At 75.1% G+C, this 22,155-nt stretch carries 21 protein-coding genes; 4 read left to right on the forward strand and 17 right to left on the reverse strand.

All coding sequences use genetic code 11. From position 1 onward, the window contains the following. Nucleotides 1-35 precede the first annotated feature (35 nt). The 12 genes from LN251_RS32305 to LN251_RS32360 all read right to left on the reverse strand — a co-directional run bounded on the left by LN251_RS32305 (nt 36) and on the right by LN251_RS32360 (nt 12,454). On the reverse strand, nt 36-692 hold the full coding sequence (locus LN251_RS32305; RefSeq protein WP_458247697.1) for a potassium channel family protein: 657 nt from the start codon (nt 690-692) through the stop codon (nt 36-38). After that, nucleotides 689-1,348, reverse strand: coding sequence for a potassium channel family protein (locus LN251_RS32310; protein WP_249837104.1), 660 nt, complete (start codon nt 1,346-1,348; stop codon nt 689-691). The genes LN251_RS32305 and LN251_RS32310 overlap by 4 nt, the downstream gene beginning before the upstream one ends. Further along, the gene (locus LN251_RS32315; protein ID WP_458247698.1) at nt 1,345-4,164 is read right to left on the reverse strand and encodes a cation-translocating P-type ATPase; all 2,820 of its coding nucleotides are present in this window, start codon (nt 4,162-4,164) and stop codon (nt 1,345-1,347) included. Before LN251_RS32315 ends, LN251_RS32310 begins: the two co-directional genes overlap by 4 nt. Nucleotides 4,165-4,296: 132 nt before the next feature. After that, nucleotides 4,297-4,917 (reverse strand): V-type ATP synthase subunit D, encoded by a 621-nt coding sequence (locus LN251_RS32320; protein WP_458247699.1) that lies wholly within the window; start codon nt 4,915-4,917, stop codon nt 4,297-4,299. 5 nt (nt 4,918-4,922) lie between these two features. Then, nucleotides 4,923-6,317, reverse strand: a complete 1,395-nt coding sequence (locus LN251_RS32325; RefSeq protein WP_458247700.1) for a V-type ATP synthase subunit B — start codon at nt 6,315-6,317, stop codon at nt 4,923-4,925. After that, nucleotides 6,314-8,041, reverse strand: coding sequence for a V-type ATP synthase subunit A (locus tag LN251_RS32330; RefSeq protein WP_458247701.1), 1,728 nt, complete (start codon nt 8,039-8,041; stop codon nt 6,314-6,316). Before LN251_RS32330 ends, LN251_RS32325 begins: the two co-directional genes overlap by 4 nt. A gap of 416 nt (nt 8,042-8,457) precedes the next feature. Then, on the reverse strand, nt 8,458-8,985 hold the full coding sequence (locus LN251_RS32335) for a hypothetical protein (RefSeq protein WP_458247702.1): 528 nt from the start codon (nt 8,983-8,985) through the stop codon (nt 8,458-8,460). Beyond that, nucleotides 8,982-9,203, reverse strand: a complete 222-nt coding sequence (locus LN251_RS32340; RefSeq protein WP_458247703.1) for a hypothetical protein — start codon at nt 9,201-9,203, stop codon at nt 8,982-8,984. Before LN251_RS32340 ends, LN251_RS32335 begins: the two co-directional genes overlap by 4 nt. A 2-nt stretch (nt 9,204-9,205) precedes the next feature. After that, nucleotides 9,206-9,628 carry an ATP synthase subunit C gene (locus LN251_RS32345; protein ID WP_058927162.1) on the reverse strand — a complete coding sequence of 141 codons (423 nt, stop codon included), beginning with the start codon at nt 9,626-9,628 and terminating at the stop codon, nt 9,206-9,208. After that, nucleotides 9,625-11,082, reverse strand: coding sequence for a V-type ATPase 116kDa subunit family protein (locus LN251_RS32350; protein ID WP_458247704.1), 1,458 nt, complete (start codon nt 11,080-11,082; stop codon nt 9,625-9,627). Before LN251_RS32350 ends, LN251_RS32345 begins: the two co-directional genes overlap by 4 nt. Beyond that, the gene (locus tag LN251_RS32355; protein WP_458247705.1) at nt 11,066-11,992 is read right to left on the reverse strand and encodes a hypothetical protein; all 927 of its coding nucleotides are present in this window, start codon (nt 11,990-11,992) and stop codon (nt 11,066-11,068) included. The genes LN251_RS32350 and LN251_RS32355 overlap by 17 nt, the downstream gene beginning before the upstream one ends. Before the next feature lie 9 nt (nt 11,993-12,001). Continuing rightward, a complete protein-coding gene (locus LN251_RS32360) occupies nt 12,002-12,454 on the reverse strand; it encodes a hypothetical protein (protein ID WP_458247706.1) in 453 nt (150 codons plus the stop codon). A 184-nt stretch (nt 12,455-12,638) separates the two neighbouring features. Here LN251_RS32360 and LN251_RS32365 point away from each other — a divergent pair, with 184 nt between their 5' ends. After that, nucleotides 12,639-13,499, forward strand: a complete 861-nt coding sequence (locus LN251_RS32365) for a CBS domain-containing protein (protein ID WP_458247707.1) — start codon at nt 12,639-12,641, stop codon at nt 13,497-13,499. A gap of 59 nt (nt 13,500-13,558) precedes the next feature. On the opposite strand, the gene LN251_RS32370 is transcribed toward LN251_RS32365, so the two are convergent. Continuing rightward, nucleotides 13,559-14,440 (reverse strand): universal stress protein, encoded by an 882-nt coding sequence (locus LN251_RS32370; protein WP_458247708.1) that lies wholly within the window; start codon nt 14,438-14,440, stop codon nt 13,559-13,561. Between the two features lie 292 nt (nt 14,441-14,732). Here LN251_RS32370 and LN251_RS32375 point away from each other — a divergent pair, with 292 nt between their 5' ends. Next, entirely contained in the window at nt 14,733-15,605 is an 873-nt protein-coding gene (locus LN251_RS32375) for a universal stress protein (protein ID WP_458247709.1), read from the forward strand. A gap of 70 nt (nt 15,606-15,675) precedes the next feature. On the opposite strand, the gene LN251_RS32380 is transcribed toward LN251_RS32375, so the two are convergent. From LN251_RS32380 to LN251_RS32390, 3 genes are all read right to left on the reverse strand, one after another. Then, nucleotides 15,676-16,707 (reverse strand): Acg family FMN-binding oxidoreductase, encoded by a 1,032-nt coding sequence (locus LN251_RS32380; protein ID WP_458247710.1) that lies wholly within the window; start codon nt 16,705-16,707, stop codon nt 15,676-15,678. Nucleotides 16,708-16,829: 122 nt separating this feature from the next. Beyond that, nucleotides 16,830-19,196, reverse strand: coding sequence for a glycoside hydrolase family 65 protein (locus LN251_RS32385; protein ID WP_458247711.1), 2,367 nt, complete (start codon nt 19,194-19,196; stop codon nt 16,830-16,832). 32 nt (nt 19,197-19,228) lie between these two features. Then, nucleotides 19,229-20,104, reverse strand: coding sequence for a universal stress protein (locus LN251_RS32390; protein WP_458247712.1), 876 nt, complete (start codon nt 20,102-20,104; stop codon nt 19,229-19,231). Between the two features lie 350 nt (nt 20,105-20,454). Here LN251_RS32390 and LN251_RS32395 point away from each other — a divergent pair, with 350 nt between their 5' ends. Together LN251_RS32395 and LN251_RS32400 are read left to right on the forward strand one after the other, a co-directional pair. Beyond that, complete coding sequence (locus LN251_RS32395; protein ID WP_458247713.1) at nt 20,455-20,688, forward strand: hypothetical protein; 234 nt, start codon at nt 20,455-20,457, stop codon at nt 20,686-20,688. A 121-nt stretch (nt 20,689-20,809) separates the two neighbouring features. Further along, the gene (locus LN251_RS32400) at nt 20,810-21,316 is read left to right on the forward strand and encodes a universal stress protein (protein WP_458247714.1); all 507 of its coding nucleotides are present in this window, start codon (nt 20,810-20,812) and stop codon (nt 21,314-21,316) included. Nucleotides 21,317-21,682: 366 nt separating this feature from the next. Here LN251_RS32400 and LN251_RS32405 read toward each other — a convergent pair whose 3' ends face one another. Beyond that, complete coding sequence (locus tag LN251_RS32405; RefSeq protein ID WP_458247715.1) at nt 21,683-21,880, reverse strand: hypothetical protein; 198 nt, start codon at nt 21,878-21,880, stop codon at nt 21,683-21,685. Nucleotides 21,881-22,155 lie beyond the last annotated feature (275 nt).

Raw genomic sequence — 22,155 nt, forward strand, 5'->3', positions numbered from 1 at the left:
GCGGCGGCCGCCGTTGTCGTGCACGGGCGTGCTCGTCACTGGAAGGCCGCGTGCACCTCGTCCTCCGTGGCCTCGTGCGAGACGACGAGGATCTCGTCCCCGGCCCGCAGGCTCAGGGTGGGCGCCGGCACGACGGGGCTGCCGTCCCGGACGACCGCGGCGAGGACGGTGCTCGCCGGCAGCGTGATGTCGCCCAGCGTGCGGCCGACGGCGCGCGAGCGGGCCGTGATGGTGGTCTCGATGACGTTCACCCCGGCCTTGCTCAGTCGCAGCAGGGCGACGGTGTCGGTGGCCCCGGCGGCCTCCTCGATGAGCGAGATCAGGGGCATGGCGGCGGGTACGGCGGCGTCGACGCCCCAGTTGCGGTCGAACAGCCAGGCGTTCTCGGTGTCGTTGACCCGGGCCACCACCCTCTCGACGCCGAACTGGCGCTTGGCGAGGAGGCTGATGACGAGGTTGTCCTCGTCCTCCCCGGTCGTCGCGACGACGAGGTCGGCCGAGTGCGCCCCGGCGCGTTCGAGGACCGAGGGTTCACAGGCGTCCCCGGCCTCCAACCGCACCGGCAGCCGGTCCTGGAGGGCGGCGATACGGTCGTCGTCGCGGTCGACGACGGTGACCTGGTTGCCCGCGGCCGCCATCACCTGGGCGACCTGCCTGCCGAGCCGGCCGGCGCCGGCGACGATGACCTTCATGTGCCGAGCTCCTTGTCGAGGAAGCCGCGCAGCCGGGTCAGGGCCTCGGCGGCCACGGCGAAGGTGATCAGGTCCTCCGGTTCGGCGGCGGTGCTGTGCGTCGGCAGGAACGACCGCCCGCCGCGGGTCACCTCGACGAGCCGGATCTCGCCGTCGACCTCCAGCTCGCCCAGCCGCCGGCCGGTGAGATGCGCGGGCAGCTGGGAACGCAGCAGCAGCGTCTCGCCGTTGCCGAAGCTGAGTTCGGGCGTGAGGTGGCGGTGCAGCAGCATCTGGTGCAGCCGGTCCGCCGTCCAGCGCACGCTCGCGATGGTGGGGATGCCCAGGTCGCGGTAGATGTCGGCGCGCCGTGGATCGTAGATGCGGGCCAGGACGATCGGCACGCGGTAGGTCTCCCTGGCGGTCCGGGCGCTGACGATGTTGGTGTTGTCCCCGGAGGTGACCGCGACGAACGCGTCGGCGTGCTCGATGCCCGCCGCCTCCAGCAGAGTGCGGCTGAAGCCGTTGCCGTGCAGGACCTGACCGGGGAAGCCGGCCGGCAGCAGGGCGCGGGTCTTCGGCTCGCGGTCGATGATCCGCACGTCGTGGCCCTCGTTGACCAGCCGGGTGGCGAGGGCGGAGCCGACCCGGCCGCAGCCCACGATGACGACCCTCATGGCTGTTTCCTCTCTGGCTGGTGCGGTGGTGTGCGGCGCAGCCACGCCTTGCGGGCTTCCTCGGCGGCCAGCAGCAGCACCCCGAAGCCGGTGAGCACCGCCCAGTCGGCGGCCGAGATGGGCGCGGTGTTGAACACGGCCTGCAGCGGCGGCGCGTAGCTGATGGCGGCCATCAACGCGATCCCGAAGCAGCCTGCCGCGAGCAGGCGCGGGTTGGAGAACAGGCCGACGCGGAAGACGCTCTCGCGGTCGGTGCGCACGGCCAGGGCGTTGAAGAACTGGCTGACGACGATGGCGGCCTGGGTCAGGGTGATGGCCTTGCGGTAGGCGGGGGTGTGCGTGGTGAAGTCGGCGAAGGGGATGCCGGCGGAGTGCACCTGCCAGAAGAACACCGCGCACACGCCGATGGACTGCACGAAGCCGAGGAAGAGGAAGCGGCGCACGAGCGTGGCGGAGAACAGCCGTTCGCGCCGTCCGCGGGGCGGGCGCTCCATGGTGTCGGGTTCGGGTGGCTCGGCGCCGAGCGCCAGGGCGGGCAGTACGTCGGAGCCGAGGTCGATGGCCAGGATCTGCACGGCGCTCAGCGGGACCAGCGGGAAGCCGACGAAGGTGGCGGCCAGGATCGGGGTCAGCTCGGCGATGTTGTGGCTGAACAGGTAGGTCAGGAACTTGCCGATGTTGCGGTAGACGGAGCGGCCGAGTTCGACGGCGGCGGTGATGGAGCCGAAGGAGTCGTCGAGCAGCACCATGACGGAGGCCTCGCGGGCGACGTCGGTGCCGCCGGCGCCCATGGAGACACCGATGTCGGCGTGCTTGAGGGCGGGGGCGTCGTTGGCGCCGTCGCCGGTGACCGCGACGACCTCGCCGCGCGCCTGGAAGGCGGCCACGACCCGCATCTTGTGCTCGGGGCTGACCCGGCACAGCAGCAGTTCTCCCGGCGCAGCGATCACCGCGTCGAGCTCGTCGGCGCCCATCTCGGCGAGCCGGGCTCCGGTCACCACCGTCGGGGCGGTTCCGGTGACGATGCCGACCCTGCGGGCGACGGCCTCGGCGGTGAGCGGGTGGTCGCCGGTGACCATGACGATGCGGATGCCGGCCTTGCGGCAGGCTTCGACGGCGGCCGAGACCTCGGGCCGGGGCGGGTCGAACATGCCGACGAGGCCCAGCAGGGTCAACCCGGACTCGGCCTCCGCGCTGTCGCCGGGCGCCGAGGTCACGGGCCGCAGGGCGGCGGCCAGGACGCGCAGTCCCTGGGCGGCCATGGCGTCGTTCGCCTCGGTGACACCGGCGCGCAACTCGTCGGTCAGGGGCTGGGAGGCGCCGTCCAGCAGGAGGTGCGTGCAGCGGGCGAGGAGCTCCTGGGGGGCGCCCTTGGCGCACACGACGTCGCCCTCGGGTGTGCGGTGGACGGTGCTCATCAGCTTGCGGACGGGGTCGAAGGGGAACTCGGCGACGCGCGGCGCGGCGGCCCGTTCGGTCGCCGGGTCGAGGCCGGCCTTGGCCGCCGCGACGAGGATCGCGCCCTCCGTGGTGTCACCGAGGACCCGCCAGTCGGCCTGCTCGTCCGGCGCCAGCAGCCGGGCGTCGGAGCACAGCACGCCGACGCGCAGCAGGTCCCGTACGGTCTGCGGATCGGTGACGGTGCCGACGGGGGCGTAGCCGACGCCGGACACCTCGTGCCACTTACCGCCGGTCCACAACCGGGTGACGGTCATCTCGGCCTGGGTCAGGGTGCCGGTCTTGTCGGTGCAGATCACCGTGGTGGAGCCCAGTGCCTCCACCGCCAGCAGCTTCTTCACCAGCGCCTGGCGGCGGGCCATGCGCCGGACGCCGATGGCCAGGGACACCGACAGGGTGGCGGGCAGTCCCTCGGGGACCAGGGCGACCATCACGCCGAGGGCGAAGACGAACGTGGACACCAGCGGCTGTCCGCTCTGCACGCGGACGGCGAGGACGAGCAGACCGATGGCCACGGCCAGCACGGCCACCCTGCGGGCCATGGACGCCACCTGCTGCTGCAGCGGGGTCTGCTGCTGCGGTGCCTCCTGGGTGAGCCGGTAGATCCGGCCGAACTCGGTGTCGGCGCCGATGGCGAACACGACGGCCTTGCCCGATCCGGAGACGGCCGTGGTGCCCATGAACACGCAGTTGCGGGAGTCGAGGACGGTGGCGGCCGTCGTAGGCTCGTCCACCCGGGCGACGGCGACGCTCTCCCCGGTCAGGGAGGCGTTGTTGACCATCAGGCCGTGGCCCTCGACGACGCGGCAGTCCGCGGGTACGGCGTCCCCCGCCTCCAGGACCACGAGGTCGCCGGGGACGAGCGCGCCCGTCGGCAGTTCCAGGCGTTCGCCGTCGCGCAGCACCCGGCAGGTGTGCGGCACCATCGCCTGCAGCGACTGGGCGGTGCGCTCCGCCGAGTACTCCTGGACGAAGCCGATGACCGCGTTGAGCACCACCACGCCGAGGATCGCGAAGGCCAGCTGCAGGTTGCCCACGTCGCGGGGGTCCTGCAGGGCGTAGGCGAGGAAGGTCAGCGCCGAGGCCACGATCAGCAGGATCGCGAACAGGTCGGTGAACTGGGCGAAGAAGCGGCGCCAGAGTCCCTTGCGGCGCGGTTGCGGCAGTTCGTTGGGGCCGTGGAGCTGCCGGCGCCGCTCGGCCTCCGCCGCGGCCAGGCCCCGCCGAGAGGTGCCGAGCTGGGCGAGCACCTCGTCGGCCCGCTGCCGCGGCAACGGGGGGCCGGGTGCGGGGCGCACGGGCACCGTGCCGCTTTCCGGGCCGGGCGCGAGCCGCTGAGCGACGCTGTCCTTGTCCACAGGAAGCCCTCCGGACTCCGAGACGACCTCGCTCCAGCTTCGACGCACCGCCGCCCGCCTGCCATGGGTCATGTGACCCCCGGGTGGGGCCGAGCGGATCCCCGGGGGACGGCCCGGCGATCATGCCGCGTGTCACGCCCGGTCGGCCGAGGTGCGGGCCGACCAGCGGCGGCGTACCGCGTCCTCGTGCTCGCTCTGTTCCAGGGCGGCGTCCGCGCGGGCCAGGGCCCGCTCCAGGCGGGGGATCCAGTGCCGTTGCAGGGCCCGGACGCGCTGGCGGGTGCGCAGCACCTCCGCGCCGACCTCGCGTGCCGCGGCACGGGCGACGGCGTGGCCGGCGGCGGCGCGTACCGCCTCGGCGTAGGCGGCCTCGGCGTGGATCAGGGCGGTGTTGGCGGGCGCGGGGGTGTCCGGTTCCCGCTGCGGCAGCGCACAGCGGGCCGTCTCGGGGTGGCGCACGCCCATCGTGGAGGTCCGGACGATGTCGATCTCGGCGGGGCGCACGGGCGCCGGCGCCTCAAGCGCCTCGTCGCCGGCCAGCAGCAGCCCGCGCCGCAGCCAGGTCTCGGCCTCCCGCAGCCGCTCGTGCCAGGCGGTGCGCGCGGTCTCCTCGGCGGCGAGGAGCGTCTCGTGCCGGGCGCGCAGGATGCGCAGTTTCTGGTCGAGCAGGTCGGCGCCGCGCCGGGCGACGTCCAGGCTGTGGCGCACCTTCATACGGCCGGCCCGGCCGGGCGGGGTCCGCAGCTCCTTCACCGGGCTCACCCGCCTTCCGGCGCCGCGTGGGCGTCGAGGAACTCGGCGGGCAGCATGGACAGTTGGCTGCGCGGCAGGGTGAGCAGCACCTGCCAGGCCCGCTCCAGGGTCTGTTCCAGCGTGCGCCGTTCGTCGCGGTCCTGGTCGACGAAGCCGTGCGCGAACGCCTCGTCGAAGGCCAGGTGGCGGCGGTCGGTGGGGCTCAGCGCGGCCTGCCCGACGAGGTCGGCCAGTTCCCTGACCTGGCGGGCCCGGGCCAGCGCGGCGAGCAGCTGGGCGGCGACGTCGAGGTGGTCGGCGCGGGTGCGGCCGGGGCCGGCGCCCTTGCGCATGAGCCGGGACAGCGAGGACAGGGCGTCGACCGGCGGGTAGACGCCTTTGGCGTGCATCTCGCGGGAGAGCACGACCTGCCCCTCGGTGATGTACCCGGTGAGGTCCGGGACCGGATGGGTGATGTCACCGGCCGGCATGGTGAGCAGGGGCAGCACGGTCACCGAGCCCGGCAGCCCGCGGATGCGTCCGCACCGCTCGTACAGGGACGCCAGGTCGCTGTAGAGGTAGCCGGGGTAGGCGCGGCGGGCCGGGATCTCGCCGCGGGCCGCGGAGACCTCGCGCAGCGCCTCGGCGTAGCTGGTCATGTCGGTCATGACCACCAGCACGTGCCGGCCGCCGGTGAACGCCAGGTCCTCGGCGATCGTCAGCGCGATGCGCGGGGTGAGGATGCGTTCGATCACCGGGTCGGCGGCGGTGTTGAGCAGCAGCACCAGTTCGCCCGCCGCGGAGCGCTCCTCCAGCGCGTCGCGCACGAAGGCCGCGTCCGCGTGGGTGACTCCCATGGCGGCGAACACCACGCTGAACGGCTCTCCCCCGGCCGTCGACTGGGCCGCGATCTGCGCGGCCAGCTCCAGGTGCGGCAGGCCCGCCACGGAGAACACCGGCAGCTTCTGACCGCGTACCAGGGTCGTCAGGGCGTCCACCGCGCTGACCCCGGTGAGCACCGGTTCGGCCGGCGGCTCGCGGCGCACGGGGTTGACGGGGTTGCCGCCGACCGCCGAGGTGGCGGAGCCGAAGACGGGCGGCCCTCCGTCGAGCGGTTCGCCCCGGCCGTTGCAGACCCGGCCGAGCCAGCCGGGACCCACCGGGATCCGCAGCGGCGTGCCGGTGAAGGCGGCCCGGATGCGCGCGGGGTCGATCTCGGCGGTGTCCTCCAGGACCTGCACGACGGCGGTGCCGCGGTCGACGTCGAGCACGAGTCCGTGCCGCTGCTCGCCGGAGTCGAGGGTGAACAGCACGAACTCGTCCCAGCCGACGCCCTCGACCTTGTCGACGACCACGAGGGGGCCGTGCAGTTCACGGATGGTGGTGTACTCGACGAGGCCCCAGTCCGGTGTGTCCGTCATGTCAGCTCCCCCAGTCGGTCGAGCATGCTCCGGCCGAGTGCCCGGACGGTGTCCGCGTCGTGCGGCCCGGCTTCCTCGCGGGCGCGCAGCACAGGGGTGAAGTCGGCCTCCTCGATGTGGGCCGGGGGCACGCCGGCGTCTGCCAGTTCGCGGCAGCGGTCGACCACGTCGAGCACCGCCTCGGCCAGCGCGGCCGTCTTCTTCGCCCCGCTGTAGGCGTCCCGCTGCGACAGGGCGCTCTGCTGGAGCACGCCTTCGCGCACGAGCCGGCCGCCCAGGACGCTGACGCGTTCCTGCGCGGGCAGCGCGGTGATGCCGACGAGGTCGACGAGGTCGGCGAGCCGGTCGGCCTCCGCGAGCAGACCGGCGACGCGGGCGCGCCGGGCCGGCCAGTCCGGGTCGTCGGTCGCGGCGCGGCGGGCGCCGAGCGCATCGGCGTCGCGGGAGAAGGACTCCGCCCAGGACACGGCCGGGTAGTGGCGGGCGTAGGCGAGTTCGCGGTCCAGGGTCCACAGGCAGCGTACGAAGCGCTGGGTGTGCGCGGTGACCGGTTCGGCCATGTCGCCGCCGGGCGGGGACACCGCGCCGATGACGGTCACCGAGCCGGTGCGGCCGCCGAGGGTGGTGACCGCGCCGGCCCGTTCGTAGAAGGCGGCGATCGCCGAGGCGAGGCCGGCCGGGTAGCCCTCCTCGGCGGGCAGGGCGCCGGTGCGGGAGGCGAACTCGCGCAGCGCCTCGGCCCAGCGGGAGGTGGAGTCGGCGATGACGACCACGTCCAGGCCCATGTCCCGGAAGTACTCGGCGACCGTGACGCCCGTGTGGATGCCGGCCTCGCGGGCCATCATCGGCATGTTGGAGGTGTTGGCGACGATCACGGTCCGCTCGGCGAGCCGGCCGCCGGTGCGCGGGTCGGTGAGCGCGCCGAACTCGTCGATGACGTCGGCCATCTCGTTGCCGCGCTCGCCGCAGCCGACGTAGACGATGACGTCGGCGTCGCACCACTTGGCGATCTGCTGCAGCAGCACGGTCTTGCCGGTGCCGAAGCCGCCGGGGACGGCGACGGTGCCGCCGAGGGCCACCGGGAAGAGCAGGTCGATGGCACGCTGCCCGGTGCCCAGGGCGCGGGGGGAGTCGAGGCGTTCGCGGACGGGCCGGGGGGTGCGGACCGGCCAGGGGGTGGTCATGCGGACGGGGGTGCCCGCGACGGACGCGACGATGGCGTCGGCGGGGTGGAGACCGGCGCCCGCGACGTGGTCCACGGCGCCGGAACGGCCGGGCGGCACCAGCACCTTGAGGGGCACGGGTCCGGAGCCGTGGATCTCCCCGAGGACGTCGCCCTGGTCGACGAGGTCGCCCACCGAGGCCCGCGGCACGAACTCCCACTGGTGCGCGGGCCCGCTCCCGCGCCCCGTGGCACCGGGTTCCAGCCAGGCACCGGCCGTGGCGAGGGGGCGCAGCAGGCCGTCGAAGACCCCGCCCAGCAGGCCGGGGCCGAGCGGCGCGGACAGCGGCCGGCCGAGCGGGTGGGCCCGCGCGCCGGGGGCCAGGCCGCCGGTGTACTCGTACGCCTGGACGGTGACGACCCCGTCCCGGATGGCGACGACCTCCCCGGGCAGTTCCGCCTCGCCCAGCGCGACCAGGTCGTTCATCGCGGTGCCGGCGACGTACTCGGCCTCCACGAGGGGCCCGGCGACCCGCAGGATGCGCCCGCCCTCAGACGACACGCCTGTCACGGTGCCCACAACTCCTCGACCTCCTCACCGACACGCTCCAACGCCCCCGACACAAGACCGAACAGGCCCTCCCCGACCGCACCCGGCACGCCCCGGCCACCCACGGACGACCCGCTCGTCATGGCGCCCACAGCACCTCCACCCCCCACCGACACGCCCCAGCGCCCCGACGCGAGCCCGAACACGCCCACCCCGACCGCACCCGGCACGCCCCGGCCACCCACGGACGACCCGCTCGTCATGGCGCCCACAGCACCTCCACCTCCCCAGCGCCCCGACGCGAGCCCCAACCGGCCCACCCCGGCCGCAACCCGCACGATCCGGCGAGCCCGAGCAGACGCCGCGCACCCCTGGTCCACCCCCGGCCGCACCCCGCAGGGCCCGGCCGACCCCCGACGAGACCACCGTCACGGTGTCCACAGCTCCTCCGCCTCCCCGCCGATGCGCTCCAGCGCCCGCAGGGCCAGGGCGGTCAGGCCGCAGTCGAGTCTGCGGTGCGCCGTGCGGGCGATCACTCCGCCGTGGGGGGCCTCGACGACCTCGGCGTCCGGGCCCAGCGCGGCGCGTACGTGCGCGGTCAGCCGGGCGCGCACGGCCGGGTAGGAGTCCGCGTGGCGCAGGTCCTCGACGCCGGCCACCACCTGGCGGCGCAGTTCCTCCCAGCACTCCCGGCGGGCGGCGAGTTCGCGGGCGCGGGCGGTGCGGCGGGACCGGGCGCGGGCGGCGTCGCGGGCGGCCGCCGCGTCGGCCTCGCCCAGGCTGCGCGCCTCGGCGAGGATCGCGGCGGCCCGGCCGTCGGCCTCGGCGAGGACGGCACGGGCGTCGGTGTCGGCCGCGGCCAGCAGCGCGTCGGCCTCGGCGCGGGCGGCCCGCAGCAGTTGCGCGCGTACCGGTTCGAGTGCGGCGTCGGTCGTGGCCGGGGGCGGGTTCCTCATGGCGGCATCACCGCCACGAGCGGCTCCTGCCCGTCGACGGCCTCGGGGCCGAGGGCGTCGGCGGCGGCCGGGGTGAGGAGGACGAGGTCCACGCCCGGCGGCAGGTCCCGCCAGGCGTCGCGCGCGGCGTCCGGGCCCTCCGCGGGGCGCAGCAGGATGCCCGCGGACGCCAGTCCGAGGATGCGCAACGGTTCCCCGATGGCCGCGATGTGTCCCATGGTCAGGTCTTCCCGAGCAGGATGACGGCGACGACGAGGCCGTAGATGGCGATGCCTTCGGCGAGGCCGACGATGACCATGGCCCGGCCGAAGAGTTCGGGGCGTTCGCTCATCGCCGCCAGGGCTGCGGCGCCGGTGTAGGCGACGGCGATCGCCGCGCCGATCGAGGCGCCGGCGACCGCGATGGCGGCGCCGATGAACGCCGCGGAACTGGAGCCGGAGCCCTGCGCGGCCGCGGTGGCCGTCTGGGCCTGTGCCGCACCGCCGCTCAGCGCGACCAGCAGCAGCGCCAGCGCTCCGGCGAACAGGGCCGCGTCCACCGCGAGGATGGCCCGCAGGGCCCCTCGGCCTCGGCGGCGCAGGAGTCGGCGGGTGACGGCGAAGGCCCCGACGAGGACGGGAAGCGCGATCAGCCAGGCGATCATGTGGTCACCTCCGTTACGTGTCGTAGGGGTGCATATGGGGGTTCTGAGGGCTCTGCGGACTCCGTGGGCACGTGCCAGGGCTTGAACGGGCGGCCCTCGGCGTCGAAGACGCGGGAGAACAGTTCGTAGAACTCCAGGCGCAGCGCCTGGATGCCGGCGACCAGCGCCTCCAGCGCGAAGGCGAGCGCGTTGCCCAGGAGGAAGACGAGGAGTGCGGCGACCACCCCCAGGGGGCCGCGCCCGGCGAGGCCCGTGGTGGCCTGCCAGACGATGGCGCCGAGCGCGGCGTGGGTGAGTCCGAAGGCGGCGAGCCGGGCGAAGGAGACGGTGTTCGACCCGATGCGGACCACCACGTCGAAGAGCTGGATGCCGGTCTGCAGGACCCCGGAGGCGCCGCCCCCGGACTCCGCGCTCAGCCCGGCGCCGACCAGCACCAGTCCGGTCCCGGCGAGTGCCGCTCCGCACCAGGTGAGCGCCGGGGTGTGCAGCAGCACTCCCCCGGCGGCGAGGGCGAGGCCGAGGAAGACCGCCGCGCCTGCGATGCCGGAGGCCGCGTACAGCGCGCGGCCCGGTCCGCTCTCCCGCCAGCGGTTGACGATGCCCGCCGCGTAGGCCAGGGCGAGCAGGATCGCGCCGAAGCCGACAGCGCTCGCCAGGAGCCGCACGGGCTCCTCCAGCGGGTTCAGCCACAGCACCGGCAGCACACCGGTCGGGCCGAAGAACTCACCGTAGGCGACGCCGGCGAGGGTGCTGGTGAGCCCCGCTCCGGCGACGAAGGGCCACAGTCGGCGCAGCGGGGCGAGCCGGCGCGGGCGGCCGAGCCGCAGCAGCAGGGCGCCCAGGAGGAGCAGGGCGCCGTGGCCGGCGTCGCCGAACATCATCCCGAACATGACGACGTAGGCGATCCCGGCGGGGAGGGTGGGGTCGATGTCGGTGTACGGGACGGTGCCGTAGGTGCGCACCAAGGGGCCGAAGGAGCGCCGGACGGCGCTGGTCGCGGTCAGCAGGGTGGGCGGGTCGATGCCGCGCGGCGCTCGCAGGGGTACGAGGGCACCGCCGGCGTCGGCCAGGTCGGCGCCGAGCCGGGGCACGGCGCTCACGGGGCACCAGCCGGCCAGCGCGGCCGCCGGTCCGCGCCCCACCGCGGCCGCCCGGTGGGCCTCGAGCTGTGCCTCGCCGGCCAGGAGGTCGGCGCGGCCGTCGCACTGAAGTGCGGTGATATCGGGGGGCGTTCGGGCCAGCAGGGGCGGGACGGCCTCGGTGCGCAGCGTCTGCAGCGCTCGCGCGGCCGGTCCCGTGCCGTGGGGCGAGTCGTCGGGACGGTCCAGTTCCACGCAGCCGGCGTCGGCGACCCGCACCAGGACGTCCCGCAGCGCGTCGCGGGGGGCGACGACGGCCACCCGCTGCATGCGGACCGGTGCCGCGCGGGTGAGGGAGTCACTCCAGGAGGTCATCGAACGCCTCCTGGGCCCGGCCCTCGTGCGCGGCGGCCAGCAGAGCGGCGCGCAGCCGCCAGGCGTCGGCGGACAGCACCGCGACGGCGCCCACGACGGGCGTCACGCCGAAGTCCGCCTTGTGCAGCATCTCCAGGCCGTCCTGTTCGACGACGTTCCACCAGTGGGCCTCGGCCCGCCAGAGGTCGGCGGGCCGCCCGGCGTCCTTCAGGGCCCAGCGCGCCGTCGAGGGCAGGCGGGCGCGGAAGTCGTCGTAGGAGAGGGCCCGTACCGCGGCCCGGCCGAGGAGCCGCTCGGCGTGCACCGCGGCCCGTCCGGTCGGCGGGCGGTCCAGCAGATGGGACGCGCGCGCCACCAGCAGCGCGGCGTCCCCGGCCGCCCATCGGGCCGCCTGCGGCAGGTCGGCCACGACGTGGGCGTCCGCGGACAGCCGCATACCGGTCAGCACCGCGGCCGCGGACTCACCGCCCGGATCTCCCCACGGGGAGGCGGTCAGTACGGCCCGCACCTCGCTCGCGCCGGTGGTCCGGGCCAGCCGGGGCCAGTCGGTGGCCAGCGCGCCCAGCCGATACGGCGCCGGGCGCGGCTCGCCGGACAGGGCGCGCAGGTGGTCCCGGGTGTTGGCGATCTCGAAGCCGGCGGCCATCCGGCGCAGCGCGGCGGCCCCCGCCCGGGGCTGCCATCCGGCGAGCACGCGCAACTGCCACAGCAGGGCGTCGAGGACCGCCCGGCAGGCCGCGCCGGGCTCGGCCCGCGCGTCGCCGACCCGGCGGTAACGGGTGCCCGCGAGGGCGCGCAGGGCTTCGGTCAGGGTGGCCGAGGCGGCCAGTTCGCGAGCGCCGTCCGGGCCGAGTCGTCCGACGGCCATGGACCTGGCCCGTGTCACGCCCGCGACCCAGCCGGCGCCCATCACGGCCTCCTACTCCGGTCCGCGCCGCTCGGCGGGCAGGCCCAGGCCTGCGGCGACCCGCGCCACGATCCGGGCCGCGAGGGCGGGGGTCCTGGCGTGCGCCCGGGCCCGCAGCGCCTCGGTCTCGCGGCGCGAGGCGGCGTCCGCCCGCTCGGCCTCGGCGGCGGCCTCCCGCCGTATCCGGGCGGCGCTCTCGTTCCTGACGTCCATGGCGCGCGCCCTGGCCGCCCGCACGGTCTCCTCGGCCTGCCGTTGCGCGGTCCGGCGTCGTTCGTCGGCCTCGCGGGCCGCGTCGTCGCGGATGCGGTCGGCCTCGGCGGCCGTGTCGTCCAGCCGGGTCAGCGGGGGCCGCAGTTCGGTCTCGAGTTCGTCCGACCGGTCGGCGGGGACACCGCCCGGCGCGGCCGGACCGGGCGAGCCGGCCGGCCGGAGTCGTATGCGGAACTCTCGGAACCCGGGCATGAGAACCTCCGGACCCGGCGCGGGTGCCCGCCGTGGCCCACTCTCACGCTACGGAGGCGCACGAAGGTCTTCTAGGGCTGATCCGCCCCGCGGAAGGGACCGGTCGGCCCTGTCAGCGGCCGCCGCCTGGCGAGACGGTAAGAGTCAGGAGGGGTGTGGTCTCCACGCACGCTGGGAGGTAGCCATGAGCGACCGAGAGGCACGAGAACACGCCGCCGCGTCGGTGGAAGCCCGGCATGCCGTACCGACCTTCGCGCCGTCGCCGGTGGAGGACGTCCATCAGGACATGATGGTGCGCTACCTGCAGGCGATGGCGTCCCATTCGGCGGCCGCGCTGGAGACACCGGTCGCCGCCGGCGCGCACTCCGGCGAGGTCCACCACGTCCACCACAAGGCACGCACGACCGCCGAGCTGCGGGTGCGTGACGTCATGCGGCGGTCGGTGGTGGACGTCTCCCGTGACGCCCCGTTCCTCGACGTCGCCCGGATGCTGGCACGCCGGCAGACCGGCGCGGTGCCCGTGGTGGACGAGACCCAGCGGGTGATCGGTGTGATCGCGGAGTCCGACCTGCTCGCCCGGGCGGCGTCCATCACCGCGGGCGAGCATCCCGGCGCGTTCGCCCGCATGCTGCGCCGGCATCCGCGGGACGCGGGCGCGGGGGTGACGGCGGGCATGCTGATGTCGGCTCCGGCGCTGACCGTCCACTCGTGGACCCCCGTGATCGAGGCGGCGCGCATCGCCTCGCGTTCCCGGATCAGGCAGCTGTTCGTCACCGATCACAAGGGGCACCTGGTGGGCGTCGTCAGCCGCAGCGAGCTGCTGCGCGCCCTGGTGCGGGACGACGCGGCCATCCGCGCCGAGGTCCTGCACCGGGTCGTGCGCGGCGAGTTGGGCATCGACCCGGCGCAGGTGGACGTCGAGGTCCACGACGGGACGGTGACGCTCAGCGGTTCGCTGGACGCCGGACGGATCCCGAAGCTGACGGCCGAGGTGGAACGGATCGCGGACGTCGTCGCCGTGGTGGACCACCTCGTCCGCGCCTGACCGGCCGCCGCGCGGTGTGCGGGACCGCCCGCACACCGCGACGCGACCCCCTCGCCGGGTCACTCCCCCGTGGAGCGGATCACGGCGACGGGGCAGTGCGCGTGGTGCAGCAGGGCCTGCCCGACCGAGCCCAGCAGCAGCCCGGTGAAGCCGCCGTGGGCGTGCGCGCCGGTCACCACGAGCTGCGCCGCGGCGCTCGCCTCGACGAGCGTGCCGCTCACCCGCCCTCGGACCAGGCGCCGCTCGACGGCGACGTCCGGGTACCTCGCGCCGAGCCCCGACAACGCCTCGGCCAGCACCCGCTGCTCCTCGTCGCGCAGCCGGTCCTCGTCGTACGTCATGAACGGCGGGTCGGCCGGGCCGTCGTACACCCGCTCGGTGGCCGTGTTCCACACGTGCTGCGCCACCAGGCCGGTGGCGCGCGCCTGCGCTTCGGCGAAGGCGAACTCGACGGCCGGGCGGCCGTCCGGGGAGCCGTCGACGGCGAGGAGGACGGGACCGGACGGATCCGGCCTGCCGCGCACCACCAGCAGCGGGCGGCGGGCGTGGGCGGCGAGGTGGGCGGCGGTGGAGCCGAGCAGCAGGCTGCCGAGCCTGCTCAGCCCGCGGCTGCCGACCACGAGGAGCGGGGCGTGGCGGGAGACGATCTCCAGCACCATGACCGGCTCGCCGAGCACGCTGTCGGTGACGGTCCGCACGTGCGGCGCGATCCTGCGGGCCCGCTGCTCGGCCTCGGTGAGGATGCCGTCCACCCGCTCGCGCACGCCGGCCGCGTCCGGGTTCCACGCCGAGCGGCCCGGCCGCAGCGGAAGCGGCGGCCAGCCCACGGCGTGCACCAGGCGCAGCCCGGCGCCCCGCCGGGCTGCCTCCCGTGCCGCCGCCTCCACGGCGGCAAGGCTCGACGCCGAACCGTCCACGCCCACGACGACGGGGCCGCTCATGACGCATCTCCCCTCGCGGCCGCCGCTCCCGTTCCGGACGCGGGTGGTGACGGCGGCAGCTCCGGGCGGCGAGGGTGTCGCGGCCGACAGCGCCGGCGGGTGCGGACACGCCTCGCTGCTCCGGTCCCAGCCTGCCCCGGTCGGCGGTTTTCCCCCAGGGCCGGACGGCTCCCAACAGCGCACCGTCCGGCCCTCCCCCACCGGCGGGCGCGGGACGACGCTGGAAGAAAGGGACCGAGGGACCCGAACGCGGTGCCTCGGCGCTGCCGTCGCACCGCCGGGGAGGTGCGCCATGACCGGACTCGTCGTCGTCGGAGTCGACGGCTCGCCCGCCGGCACGACCGCCGCGTGGTGGGCCGCCCGGGAAGGCGTGGCCAGGCGGTTGCCGGTGGTCCTGATCCACTCGTGGACCACCCAGCCGCTGAACGTGCCGGTCCCGCAGGAGGCCTTGAGCAAGCAGCGGTACGGGCAGCGGGTGCTGCGCCGGACCGAGGCCGAACTGCTGCACCGTTACGGCGATCTGAGCCTCACCACCGAGCTGGTGGAGGCCTCCGCGTCGCAGGCCCTGCTGGAGCACAGCGAGCGGGCCGCCCTGCTCGTGCTGGGCTCCCGCGGACACGGCTCGGCCGCGAGCTTCCTCCTCGGCTCCATCAGCCTGCACGTCCTGGGCCTGTCCCGGTGTCCCGCCGTCACCGTCCGCGCCGGCGATCCGGCGGTCGCGACCGGCTGGGCGGAACCGGCGGCCGAGCGGGAGGACATCGTGGTCGGGGTCGAGCCGGGACCGGCCGCGGACGCCCTGCTGGAGTTCGCCTTCACCACCGCGGAAGCGCACGGGGGCCGGGTACACGCCATACGGTCCGTCCCTCTGCCCGCGCTGGTCCCGCACCCGCGCGTGATCGGGAACGGCCGAAGCGAGCCGGATGAAGAGGCGCGGCTCGCGGCCGCGCTGGCGCCGTGGCGGGACAAGTTCCCCCACGTTCCCGTGATCGAGGAGACGGCGGCGGGACCGGCCGCGCACGTGCTGCTGTCCGCCGCCACCCACGGCCGGCTCACCGTGGTGGGGCGCCGCCGGCACCCCTCCGCGCTGACCTGGAAACTCGGGCCCGTCGCCCACGCCGTGCTGCACCACGCGCCGTGCCCCGTCGCCATCGTCCCGCACGACTGAACCGCCATCGTCCCGCACGACTGAACCGACGTTGTCCCGCACGACTGAACCGCCGTGCGGGACCGTGCCGTCAGACGATCTCCAGGACCTGTTCCACGGGCCGCCGCGGGCTCGCGACCCCTGCGGGCCCGTAGCCGAGGCGCAGCACCATCTGGACGAAGCCCATGCCGGACAGGGGGTCGCGGGCCAGCTCGCGCAGGTCCTGTCGTTCGAGACTGTGCGAGGTGAGCGAGGTGGCCAGTCCGTGGAGGGTGGCCAGCAGCAGGACCCGTTCCATCGCCTCTCCGGCGCGCAGCCAGTCGGCGACTCCGTCCTGGGTGGTGCCGAGCAGGGCAAGGTTCGGGACGGTCTCGAAGACGGCTGCGGGGCGGCCGGGGACGGGCTTGCGGCCCGCGAAGTCCCGCACCGGGGCGCGGCCGCCGCGTTTGCTCGGCCCGAAGGCGTAGTCCGGGACCCCGTCCACGGCGGCACCGGTCTCCTGCGGGCCGACGCGGGTCCACGCGCGCATCTCCGCCAGGTAGGCGGCGTCGAAGTCGTCGCGACCCTCGGCGTCGCGGACGTCGTCCAGCAGAGACTCGATGTGCCATCGGTCGGGGAACACCAGCTGGGCCCCCTCCCGTTCTGCCGCGTGGCGCAGCGCCGCCCGCACGTCGGCCGGGACCGGCCGGTCCTCGAAGGGGTGGCGGCTGGTGTGCCGCCGGCCGAGCACCGTGGAGAGCCGGGCCAGCTCGCGGTCGGGGTGGTCGGTGTCCGTGATGCGCACGCCGGCGAGCAGCTGCCGGTCCGCGGGGTCGGGCAGCAGCCGGACGTCCGCGTCCCGGCCGCCGTCGGCCGCGGCGACACGGAGGTTGAACAGGGCGGCGCCGCATCCCAGGTGCAGGCCGCGCAGGTCGGGGTCGAACCGCGGCATCCTCCGGTCGAGGTCGGCCCGCAGTTCGAGCGTGCGGCTGCCCGCGGCGTGCCGGAAGCGCCACGGCTGGGCGTTGTGCAGGGACGGGGCGGTCGTGGCCGCGGCCACGAGGGCTGTGACCGTCGTGGTGTCCAGCCCTGGCGCCGGGCCGGGGCGCGTCCTTCCGCGCCCGGAGCCGTGGTCGATGTTCATGGCGGCCCCTTCCTCTCGCTCGGACCGCTCGATGGGAAAAGCCTCGCCCCTGCCGGCGGGCGCCGGGTAGGGGCCATCGGGTCTGGGCGGGTGGCCCATCAGGCCCCCGCCGTCGACGTCCGTCAGTCGACCAGGAGCAGGCTGCCGGACTCGCCGGGCCGCAGGCTCACCGACCGGTCCGGCAGCCGCACCTCGATCGGCGACGCCTCGGACTCGGGTACGGCGATCTCCAGGCGGCCGCGGCTCAGACGCAGCCGTACGTCCCAGTGGCCCTGGTAGCGCAGGACGAAGCCGTACGACGACAGCTCGGGCAGCGGCACCGGATCGAGCCACAGGGCGCCGGCGCGGGTCTCCAGGCCGGTCAGCCCGCGCTGGACGAAGTCGAGGGTGCCGGCCATCGCGCCGAGGTGGATGCCCTCCCCGGTGGTGCCGCCCTGGAGGTCGGCGACGTCGCCCTGCAGGGCCTCCTGGCAGAACTTCCAGGCCTCGGCACGCCGGGCACGGGCCAGTACCCAGCCGTGGACCAGGCCGCTGAGGGTGGAGCCGTGGCTGGTGCGGGTCAGGTAGTGGTCGACGGTGCGCGACCAGGTCTCGTCGTCGACCGCGATCCCCAGCCGGCCGAACAGCCCGGCGAGTTCGGCCGGGGAGAACAGGTAGCCGAGCATGAGGACGTCGGCCTGCTTGGACGCCTGGTAGCGGTTGACGGTGTCGCCCTCCGCCTCCAGGATCCGGTCCAGCCGGCGGATGTCGCCGTACTTCCTGCGGTAGCCGTCCCAGTCGAGTTCCTCGAGGTCGCCGTAGCCCTCGAACTGGCTGATGACGCCCGCGTGCAGGGGCACGTGCAGGGTGCGGGAGACGTCCTCCCACTGTTCGAGTTCGCCGCCGTCCAGGCCGGTGCGCTCGACGAGCTCGCGGCGGCGGGACTCGGGCAGGTCGTCCAGGACGTCCAGGGTGCGGGCGAGCACCCAGGCGGCGGTGACGTTGGTGTACGTGTTGTCGTCGAGGCCGGGCAGTTCGGCGCCGGGGTAGGCGTCGTGGTACTCGTCGGGGCCGACGACGCCCTTGATGCGGTGCCGGCCCAGCTCCTCGTCGTAGACGGCCGCGTCCCCCCAGAAGCGGGCGATCTGCAGCAGCATCTCGGCGCCCTTGGTCTGCAGGAACTCGGTGTCTCCGCTGGCCTGGCAGTACTGCCACACGTTGTAGGCGATCGCGGAGCCGACGTGGTGCTGGAGGCGGGAGTGGTCGGGCAGCCAGCGGCCGGAGTTGGGGTTGAGGTGCAGCCGCTGGGTCTCCTCGCGGCCGTCGCTGCCGCTCTGCCAGGGGTACATGGCGCCCCTGCGGCCGGCCTCGCGGGCGGCGGTGCAGGCCTGTTCGAGGCGGCGGTGGCGGTAGCGCAGCAGGGTGCGGGAGACCTCGGGGAAGTGCAGGTTGAGGTAGGGCAGGACGAACAGTTCGTCCCAGAAGACGTGGCCGCGGTAGGCCTCGCCGTGCAGCCCGCGGGCGGGCACGCCGACGTCGAGGTCGGCGGTGTGCGGGGAGAGGGTCTGCAGGACGTGGAAGAGGTGCAGGCGCAGGATGCGGCCGGGTTCGCCGGGGACTTCGAGGTCGGCGCGGCGCCACAGCTGGTCCCAGGCCGTGATGTGGTCGTCGAGCAGGACGTCGAAGTCGGGCACCCGCCCGACCCGGTCGACGGCGGCGTACAGCGGGTCGCTGATCGCGGGATCGCGGGAGGTGTGCAGCGCGATCGTCTTGTCGACGGTGACGGGGCGGCCGTCGGCCAGGCTCAGGACCGTGTACTGGGCGGGACGCGGACCGTCGTGCCAGATCTTGATCGGCGAGTCGGCGGTCAGCCGGGCGGCCATCCCGACGCGGATGTCCGAGGTGCGGGTGCGGCAGCGCAGCCACACGGTGCCGGAGTCGGCGCCGGTGTGCACATGGGTGAGGTGGTGGCCGTCGAGGTCGCGGTAGCGCGGCACTCCGGCGTTGGTGACGGTGCCGTCGAGGGCGGCCTCCACCTCGAGCATGCCCTCGAAGCCCTCGGCGGTGAACTCGCTGCGCAGCGCGGCCACATGGGGATCGCCCATGTGCACCAGCCGCTCCTGGCGCACCACCAGCGACCTGCCCTCGCCGAGCCCGTACCGGGTGCGGCGTTCCAGCAGCCCCGAGGTCAGGTGCAGGCTCTGGCGGTGCTCGAGCACGGTCGCCGTGTCGGGGGTGAGCCACGGGCCACCGGGCAGGCGGAAGCGCAGCGGCAGCCAGTTCGGCAGGTTGACCATGTCCTCGTTCTCGACGCTGCGGCCGGCCACTTCGGAGGTGAGCCGGTTGTAGCAGCCGGCGACGTACGTGCCCGGGTAGTGCACCTCGTCCGCGGCGCACTCGGGCAGGGCGCCGCGGGTGGCGAAGTAGCCGTTGCCCAGCGCGCACAGCGACTCGCGCAGCCGCTCCTCCTCGGGGTCGTAGCCCTCGTACTCCCAGACCTCGTCCGTCACGTCCCCGGTCCTCCCGTCGTTCCCAAGGCCGGTCACATCTGCTGCGGTACGACGGCCACCGGGCACTCCGCGTGGTGCAGCAGCGCGTGTCCCACCCGGCCGAGCTGGAGCCCGAAGTGTCCGTGCCGGCGCCGTGCGCCGATGACGACGAGGTCGGCGGCCGCGGAGCGATTCAGCAGCACCTGCCGGGCCGGGCCCTCCACCGTGAACCGGCGCACCCGGACCGCCGGGTGGTCGGCGGCGGCGTCGTGCAGCACGGCGTCCAGCAGGGCCGACGCCCGCTGTTCGTGGTAGCGGACCTGTTCCGTGGCGGCGCCGGGGTCCGCGGCGCTCTCGTGCTCGGGGCAGCGCCAGGCGCGTACGGCGTCCAGGCCGCACCCGCGGGCCTCGGCCTCCCGGACGGCGAACCGCGCGGCCTCGCCGCTGGTGGCCGGATCACCGGCACCGAGCAGGATCCGCTCGTGGGTGCCCTCCAGGCCCGCCTTGTCGCCGCGGACCACGATGACGGGGCAGTGGGCGCGGGCGGCCACGGTCAGGCCGACCGAGCCGAGCAGCAGTCCCGCCAGTTCGCTGCGGCCGCGGGAGCCGGTGACCAGGGCGAAGGCGTTGTGGCCCTCACGCAGCAGCGCGTCCGCCGCGTCCTCGGGCACCACCTCACCGGACACCGGCACCTCGGGCGCGCCACGGCGGGCCCGCTCCACGGCGGATCCGACGATGTTCTCCGCCATCACCTGCCCCGACGGGCGGGTGAGGCCGCCGGTCGGGGCGGCACCCTCGTAGCGCTGCCACAGGGAGGCGTACACCAGGCGCAGCGGCCGGTGACGCCGGGCCGCCTCGTCCACCGCCCAGTCGACCGCCGCCAGACTGGACTCCGAACCGTCGACACCCACGACCAAGGGCAGCTCCATCTTCTCCACCGCCTTTCTCGGGCCGCGGAGCCCGCGGCAGCGCAGGTCTCCTAGTTCACCGTGGCACCCGTACGCGGCCGGCGCGATAGGTGGTTCGGCCCCCTACCGGGACGTTCGGCCCCCGGTGATGGCACGGCGGAAGGCGCGCGGGACTGGTGAGCGTTTCTGCGGCCGGGGATTCTCGCAGGTGAGGGGCCGTTCGGGCCTGCCGCCTGCCCGTTCAGCCCTTGGCTTGCGGCCCGGACGGCGGTGACGCTGGAGATGAGCCGCAGGGGGGAGGCCGCCGGCCGTCCCGGTCAGGCTCATCGGTACCGCTCCGCCCTCGGGCGGACGACCGAAGGAGGGCAGCCATGTATCTTCCGCTCTTCCTGGTGGCCGCGGCCGTCGTGGGCACCTGCATGGTGTTCGGCTACAGCCAGGCCGTGGTCGGGCTCGCACTGATGGCGGTCGGCATTCTCGGTCTGATCATGTTCCTGTCCACGCGGGGCATGGTGAAGCGTCCCGGTGAGAGCGGGACGGTCATCGAGGAACGCCACTACATGGGCACGGGCGAGCGCGACGACAGCCGCCACCACCGTCTGTGACGGCGGCGCGGCGCGCCCCGGTCCGTAAGGGACCGTTCGGCACTCGTGCACGGCCGCCCGGCCCACGCCCCGGCCTTCCCGGCCGGGGCACGGTGAACCCACGTCCGATGGGGAGGCAGCCATGTCCGAGAACACCGCCGAGCGTCCCGTCGTGGTCGGTGTGGACGGCTCCGCGGCGTCGGTGGCCGCGCTGCGCTGGGCCGGTGAGCAGGCGAGGGCGCTGGGCACCGGGGTCCTCGCCGTGCACGCGTGGGAGCCGGCCACCGGCCTGGCCCCCTACGCCCCGGCGTCGGGCCGGCCGACGCGGGCCGAGCAACGCGAGGCGGCCGCCGGGCTGCTCGCCTCGGCAGTGCGCGGGGCGTTCGGGGGCCACGTCGGAAGCGGCGTACGCGCGGTGCTGGTCGAAGGGCCCGCGGCGCGGGTGCTGCTGCGGCAGGCGCGCGGGGCGGCGCTGCTGGCTCTGGGGCGCGGCGATCACGGTGGGTGGGACCTGCCGACGCTGGGCCCGGTGAGCCGCGAGTGTCTGCGGCACGCCCGGGTGCCGGTGGTGACGGTGCCCGCGCCGGACCGGAGCGCGACTCCGCTGCGCAGTGTGAAAGGGGCGTTCTCGCGCACCGGCGCCGCCTGAGGCTCGCACCAGGATGCCCATCGAGAGCGCCTGCGACGTGTCGCGGCCGCACGGTCCCTCGGGGACCGCGGTCGCGTTGTGCCGTTACCGGTTGCCCGTCGCCCGACGCTGCGGCTACCTACTGCGCGACGCGCCGTATCCGGTCGTGCCCTGCCAGGTGATGGACGGGTCGCCCACGTACGGGGACGCGCGGCGGGACGGGGCCGAGCGGGAGATGTTCGTGGTCGCCGCGGGCGCCGCGGTGCGGAACCTCCTGGTCGCGCCGGCCGGGGCGGGCGGGGTGGGCCGACGGCGGGCCGCCGCGGTGTGGAACGGCGCGGATCCACGGCGGCACATCGTGGGACTTACGGCTGCCACGCCGCCGGTTCAGCCAACCGGCGTACGGTGGCGCGTGATCGTCGGCCGGTGCGGGGCCCGGGCCGGGGGCGGCCGGTGTCCGCGACGGTTCGTCATCCGCACGACGAGCGTGTCGAACAGTGCGGTGAGGACGAAGGTCACGGCCATCGCGGCGACCAGCAGGACGGCGAACCGCTCCCAGAACTCCGGTGTCAGGGTCGTACCCACTGTCCTCCCTCCTCTCGGGTAGGCGTCGTTCCTTCTCCTACAGCCAACTCCCTTTCGGCGTGCGGCACATGAGCCTTCCGGCCCGAACAGGGGTCTGGAGCGGCCCTTGTGCGCGGGGCGCCGGCGCCCGGGGCGGATGGGCCGGGCGGCCCCGGGCGCCGGTGGGCGGGGCGGCCCATCGCCCGGGGAAGGTCGCCCCCTGGGCCCGCGGCACGTGGCGCACGAGGCTGGGTGTCGTCGACGGTGCCGGAGTTCGGCACCCGCGGACGACGGCC

The organism is Streptomyces sp. MAI_2237 (assembly GCF_054189285.1).